Raw genomic sequence first — 6,409 nt, forward strand, 5'->3', positions numbered from 1 at the left:
TCAACAATGAGTAAAAAAAGAGGTTTAGGCCGCGGACTAGATGCCTTACTTGCAGATGTGCATCAGGAAGACACTACAAATCTAGATGACAGTTTGCAGCACTTTCCTCTTGATATGATTCAGCCTGGCAAATATCAACCGCGTGTGGATATGTCACAAGAGTCTCTGGAAGAGCTGGCTGATTCTATTCGGGCACAAGGCTTGGTTCAGCCTATTATTGTTCGGCCTGTAGCTGAAGGTAAGTATGAAATCGTGGCAGGTGAACGCCGTTGGCGTGCTTCCAGGATGGCTGGTCTGGTAGAAGTCCCTGTACTGGTTCGTGATGTATCTGATCGTAGTGCCATTGCTATGGCATTGATAGAGAATATTCAGCGTGAAAATCTTAATCCGATGGAAGAAGCAAATGCATTATTCCGTCTACGTGAAGAATTTGAAATGACGCATCAGCAAACTGCAGAGGCTGTCGGTAAATCACGTGCCACCGTGACGAACTTATTACGTTTACGAAACCTTAATGAGGATGTAAAACGCATGCTCGAGAATGGTGACATTGAAATGGGTCATGCAAGAGCCTTATTAGGGTTAGAAGGTGATGTTCAATCTGATGCGGCCAGACAAATTGTAGAAAAAGTACTTTCTGTCAGAGAAACTGAGCAACTCATAAGACGGATACTCAAACCCAGTAACGACAAGAAAGCTGAGCCGGCAGTCAACCCAGCAGATATTCAGGAAATAGAACAACGCATCAGCAGCAAACTAGGTAAAGGTATCAGCATTAAGCATCGCGCCAATGGCAAGGGCAAGTTGGTATACGATTATGCCAATATTGATGAGCTTAAAAACCTGATCGAACAACTGGGCGCTTAAATCCTTCTTTAGCTGTTTTTGTTGCACAGAAAAAGTGAAAATGCGGACACTAATGGTGCGAAATTTCTGAATATCCCTGGTTAATGATCATCACCATTCATCGCTTGAAAAACACGTATACAATCAAAGAGGCACATCGGTAAATTGATAGGTATAGCCCACTTTGATTATGGGTGTAAGTATGTACTCACTATAATTTTGTCAGGCTTAATGAAAATTGTCTCGATAGTATCTTGTTGATCCAGCCTTATTTGTTGGACTGCCTATTGCATATCATCCAGTTCTTGATAAGAATTTGGAATCCATGCGATGCGTATATTGAAGAAAATGTTTGCAAGCTCTTCTCCAGTGCAGCCGTTGCCAGACGAGACTGACGCGATAGAGGAAGAAATTGATGCAGCAAGTTTTTCTGATGAAGAAAAACGCTTTTATCGTGCTCTTCAATTAGTCAGCTCTCAAACTTCTCAGTTATCACGCCAAATTTTCCGTGCACTTGAAGTGCAGGAGAATTTTCTCTCTGAGATCAACCAACGCACAACTAAGCTGGATGCTGAGTTGAATATGGCCAATGACTATTTGAACAGTTCAAACTCAACAGTCGGAGCCTTGCAATCTCAAATCAATATAGAAGTTGACCAAGTGAATACTTCCGTTAGTGAAGCTATGGAGCAAATCACTCAAACGCTGTCAGAAAAATCGATGAGCGTGACGGAAGTATTGGATGGCATATTGGAAATAGGAAAGGGCGTGAATTTACTCGCTCTGAATGCAGCCATCGAAGCTGCACGAGCTGGTGAACATGGAAGAGGATTTGCTGTTGTCGCTGATGAAGTCAGGCGACTAGCCTCTGTGACGATGGAGCAAGCCCAGCAGGCGGCTGAACAACTTGATTTCAGCCAGGTCAATAATGAACTTCAAAACATCAATCAAACGAATAAACAACGTTTAGATAATTTTGTGGATGTTATTCAGGCGGCAACAGGCCAGCTTACACAACTATTTCAATCCATTAGTGAACAACTGACGTTGGTAATGAATAACACGGCAGTGATATTCGAAACCTTGGACTTAAGCTCCGGTTCAATGAAGCGTATCCAGAGTAAAAATCGTATTATCAATGACGTTGCCGAAGAAATGACAACGGGGCTGGATCATATAGATATTCAGCATGCAACGATTGATAAAGCGGTGACGGCTTTTGATAACACGCTAAAAAAACTATATATGGTGCCTGACCCAGCTCATGATCAGTTAGATGATATATTGCGTCGAGGTAAGTTACGAGTTGCCGTTGAGCCAAATTTCGTAGGTCTTTCTTTCCGTGAAAGGTTAGGTGAACCACTTAAAGGTCTGGATGTGGATTATGCACACGCATTCGCCAAATTTCTGGGAGTGGAGTGTGAGTTTATTGAAGCACCTTGGGATATGTGTACGGAGCTACTGACCTCAGGCAGGAACTTCGGTGAACCACCTGCTGATATTGTTATCAGTGCGTTGCCGCCCTCTGCAGAATATGACAATGTCGCTTATTCGGAAGCCTATACCTACTTACACTGGGTCTTAGCGAGACGTAAAGACGATAAACGTATCAATAGTCTCAGTGACCTTGATGGAAAGGTCATGGGGATTATAAATGACCCCGCAGCAGTAGAGTTACTGGAAGAGAACGGCGTACGATGGAGCAGTAATGAAAACAAGCCTGGAGGGAGTTGTGTTCTTGAGAATTTGATTGCCTATTCAGATCAATCTCGTATTCATCACTGTCTGGCTGATGGTGTGGTAGACGCTTTTGGTGTTGATTTGCCAATTTATCATTGGGCTAGCAAAAATCCATCAAGCCCATGGTATAACAAGATCGAGATTCTTCCTGGCAATATCGCGAAGCAACCTTACTACTACACGATGGCAGTGAATGCATGGGCATCAAGTTATCGTTTACTTGCTAAAGCGAATGAGTTCATTAGCTGGTTCAAACAACAAAATGAACGTATGACGATTGAAAAAAAGTGGCAGGGTGAGCCCGTACAGGGACAAGTCAGTTATCGTGACGAACCGGGTGAGCTGATGGGGGAACCTGAGTTGAAACAGCTCTACATGGCACATTGTGAGAAATTTAAATTAACCCCAAAAAGTTTGAACTTGCAGGCCAATACGCGGCAAGAAGTTGCCTGATGCGATAGCACCAGAACAAATATAAGCTTAGCTATAGCGCGTTTACAGTCAGATGTGAGAGTATGAGCAAGTAAGTTAAAGGGGATTGCGTCGATTATTTGCGTGATACTAGGAGAACGATTAAGTGGATATTTGTCGTTGACCCAACTAAGTATACGTCTATATAATGCCCTGATTTGCTTAACGCAAAGACCAAATCCAAGTGGAAAAAATGGAGCAATTAACTAGATTGCAGCCACTCAAACGCGTTGTGTGGTGGCAAGTTGCAATGTGGGGGTTGATTGTAATTTTCACCTCTTGGTCAAGTGGTTTTGAGAGCGCAATTGCGGCCGGTTTTGGCAGCGTCATTGCAATCATCAATACTCTCTTGATGATATGGCATATTCTGCGAGCAGTGGAGACTGCAAAAGCAGATGCCAATAGAAATTTAAGTAGAGCATACAGATGTGTAGCTGAACGCTGGCTGAATACGATTGTAATGTTTGCCACTGGCATCGTTTTGCTGGAGATGAATATTGTCGCGTTGATGCTTGGTTTTACAGCCACACAGATGATGTTGTTTATGGGACAGACTAACCGGGCTTGAAACCGACATGGCTAGTGAAACAATTACTACATCAGAATATATCAAGCATCACCTTCAGAATCTGACTTTTGGTCAGAAACAAATACAAACTGAGCCTGGGGTTTGGGCTCCAAGCGGCGACTGGGGCTTTGCAACCTCAGCTGAAGAAGCCGCCAAAATGGGATTTTGGGCTATCAACGTCGATACGATGTTTATGTCTCTCCTACTTGGCGCTCTAATGATGTGGTTTTTCCGCAGCGCAGCTAAAAAAGCGTCAGCTGGTATTCCTACCGGCATGCAAAACTTTGCTGAAATGATCATCGACTTCATCGATGACACTGTGAGAGGTTCTTTCTCCGGTGGTAAAAATAATCTTGTTGCACCTCTTGCTCTGACCATCTTTGTCTGGATTTTCCTGATGAACTTAATGGACTTGATACCGGTTGATATCATTCCAATGGCGGTAGCGCAAAGCGCAGCAGCAATGTTTGGTGCAGATCCGCATCATGTGTTCTTCAAAATCGTACCTTCAACTGATCCAAATGCCACACTTGGTATGGCGTTATTAGTCTTTGCCTTAATGCTTTTCTATAGCTTTAAGATTAAGGGTACAGGTGGTTTCCTCGGTGAATTAGCATTCCAACCTTTCGGTAAATGGGCATTGCCAATTAACTTGATTCTGGAAACTGTCACATTACTGTCGAAACCATTCTCATTGGGCTTACGACTCTTCGGCAATATGTACGCCGGTGAGATGGTATTCATCCTGATCGCGACTATGTATAGCGCTGGTCTTGTGATGGGATCTTTTGCTGGTCTGTTACAGATTGGCTGGGCGATTTTCCATATTCTGATTATCACGTTACAGGCATTTATCTTTATGGTGCTGACAACGGTATATCTGGATATGGCACATCAAGAACATCATTGATGTTTATTGGGTTTTTAACTTTTTGTTTTTAGTCTTTACTTTTTTGTAGGAGAAAAAAATGGATATGGGTTTAGTTTATATTGCTGGTGCTTTGATGATCGGCTTGGGCGCACTGGGTGCGGCGATTGGTGTTGGTTTATTAGGTGGTCGTTTCTTAGAAGCTGCTGCTCGTCAACCTGAATTAGTTCCTATGTTACGTACACAGTTCTTCTTGGTTGCTGGTCTGGTTGACGCGGTACCAATGATTGCAGTTGGTTTGGCTATGTACGTTCTGTTCGCAGTGGCTGGTTAAGATTTATAAATCCCCATTAGCGATTAATTAGAGGTACAGGCATGAATATCAATGCAACCATCATAGGCCAGATGATCGCCTTTGCGATCTTCATCGCCTTCTGCATGAAGTATGTATGGCCACCTATCATGCAAGCGCTTGAAGAGCGTAAAAAGAAAATTGCTGACGGTCTGGCAGCTGCAGAGCGTGGTAGACATGAGCAGGAATTGGCTGAGAAACGTGCACAACAAGTGATCCACGAAGCAAAAGAGCAAGCGAATGAAATCGTTGCTCAAGCAACAAAACGTGGTAATCAAATTGTGGACGAATCAAAAGACAATGCCCGTGTTGAAGGTGAGCGAATCCTGTCAGCTGCGAAAGCAGAAATTGAGCAGGAAGCAAACCGTGCTCGTGACGAGTTGAAGTCACAAGTTGGCAGTATTGCGCTGGCTGGTGCCGGTAAAATTGTCGGCCGTGAAATTGATGAAAAGGCACACACCGATTTGCTTGACGAATTGGTTAGCCAAATCTAGAGGAATGTTAGGATGGCAGAAGCAATAACCATCGCTCGTCCTTATGCCAACGCGGTATTTTCTATCGCGCAGGAAAAAGGCGAGTTGAAGGCGTGGTCTGACCTGCTTGCGGTTTTAGCACAGTGTGTTTTAGAACCAGAAATGCAATCCATTATCACTAGCCCTGCAGTAAGTGACGAGCAGGCTGTTGATTTGTTGGCAGAGATTGCTGGCGATGCAATGACAGCTGATGCACGCAACTTTCTGTTGTTGTTGGCAGAAAATAACCGTCTGTTACTTTTGACAGACATTACCGTTCTCTTTGAAGCATTACGCGAAGAAGCTGAAAAATTAATGACCGCTGATGTAATCTCAGCACGTCCACTAACGGAAGAGCAATCAGCTAAAATTTCTGCTGCTCTGAAAGCCCGTTTAGGCCGTGACATTACATTAAACACGACCATTGATGAGAGCTTACTTGGCGGTGCAATTATTCGAGCAGGCGATATGGTAATTGACGGTTCTGCCGTGGGTAAACTGAACAGACTGGCCAACGCTATTACATAAGCGGCCCGTTTATAGAGGAAACAGAGATGCAACTGAATTCAGCAGAAATCAGTGACCTGATCAAAAAGCGTATCGAAAGCTTTGAAGGGGCCACTGAAGCGCGTACAGAAGGTACCGTAGTCGGTGTTACCGACGGTATCGTTCGTATTCATGGCTTAGCAGATGTGATGTCAGGGGAAATGCTTGAATTCCCAGGAAACACGTTTGGTATGGCCCTTAACCTTGAGCGTGACTCAGTAGGTGCCGTTATTTTGGGTGCTTACCAACACATTTCAGAAGGCGACAAAGTTAAATGTACTGGTCGTATTCTTGAAGTCCCAACAGGCGAAGCCCTATTAGGTCGTGTTGTTGATTCACTCGGTAAACCAATTGATGGTAAAGGCGACATCAACGCAGAAAGCTCTTCTCCAATTGAGAAAGTAGCGCCTGGTGTTATCGCTCGTCAATCGGTTGATCAACCTATCCAAACTGGTTTGAAATCAGTTGACTCTATGATCCCAGTCGGTCGTGGCCAGCGTGAGCTG

General features: G+C 44.0%; 7 protein-coding genes and 1 pseudogene. All 8 read left to right on the plus strand.

The window, feature by feature from the left end; translation table 11 throughout:
• Positions 1 to 6 precede the first annotated feature (6 nt).
• Positions 7 to 867 (plus strand): ParB/RepB/Spo0J family partition protein, encoded by an 861-nt coding sequence (locus B3014_RS06220; protein ID WP_286306022.1) that lies wholly within the window; start codon positions 7 to 9, stop codon positions 865 to 867.
• Between the two features lie 309 nt (positions 868 to 1,176).
• Positions 1,177 to 3,039: a methyl-accepting chemotaxis protein gene (locus B3014_RS06225; RefSeq protein WP_289243542.1), complete on the plus strand. Its 1,863-nt coding sequence runs from the start codon at positions 1,177 to 1,179 to the stop codon at positions 3,037 to 3,039.
• Positions 3,040 to 3,250: 211 nt separating this feature from the next.
• Positions 3,251 to 3,625, plus strand: coding sequence for an ATP synthase subunit I (locus B3014_RS06230; protein WP_289243541.1), 375 nt, complete (start codon positions 3,251 to 3,253; stop codon positions 3,623 to 3,625).
• Positions 3,626 to 3,632: 7 nt separating this feature from the next.
• Positions 3,633 to 4,535, plus strand: a complete 903-nt coding sequence (atpB, locus tag B3014_RS06235; RefSeq protein WP_286306025.1) for a F0F1 ATP synthase subunit A — start codon at positions 3,633 to 3,635, stop codon at positions 4,533 to 4,535.
• Between the two features lie 58 nt (positions 4,536 to 4,593).
• Entirely contained in the window at positions 4,594 to 4,827 is a 234-nt protein-coding gene (atpE, locus tag B3014_RS06240) for a F0F1 ATP synthase subunit C (RefSeq protein ID WP_007144166.1), read from the plus strand.
• A gap of 41 nt (positions 4,828 to 4,868) precedes the next feature.
• Positions 4,869 to 5,339, plus strand: coding sequence for a F0F1 ATP synthase subunit B (locus B3014_RS06245; protein WP_286306026.1), 471 nt, complete (start codon positions 4,869 to 4,871; stop codon positions 5,337 to 5,339).
• Positions 5,340 to 5,351: 12 nt separating this feature from the next.
• Positions 5,352 to 5,885, plus strand: coding sequence for a F0F1 ATP synthase subunit delta (locus tag B3014_RS06250; RefSeq protein WP_289243540.1), 534 nt, complete (start codon positions 5,352 to 5,354; stop codon positions 5,883 to 5,885).
• A gap of 26 nt (positions 5,886 to 5,911) precedes the next feature.
• Positions 5,912 to 6,409, plus strand: a pseudogene (locus tag B3014_RS06255) (F0F1 ATP synthase subunit alpha); the annotation flags it as partial.

Origin of the sequence: Methylophaga sp. UBA678 (assembly GCF_002299105.1) — a bacterium.
In the GTDB taxonomy this organism is placed as follows: domain Bacteria; phylum Pseudomonadota; class Gammaproteobacteria; order Nitrosococcales; family Methylophagaceae; genus Methylophaga; species Methylophaga marina.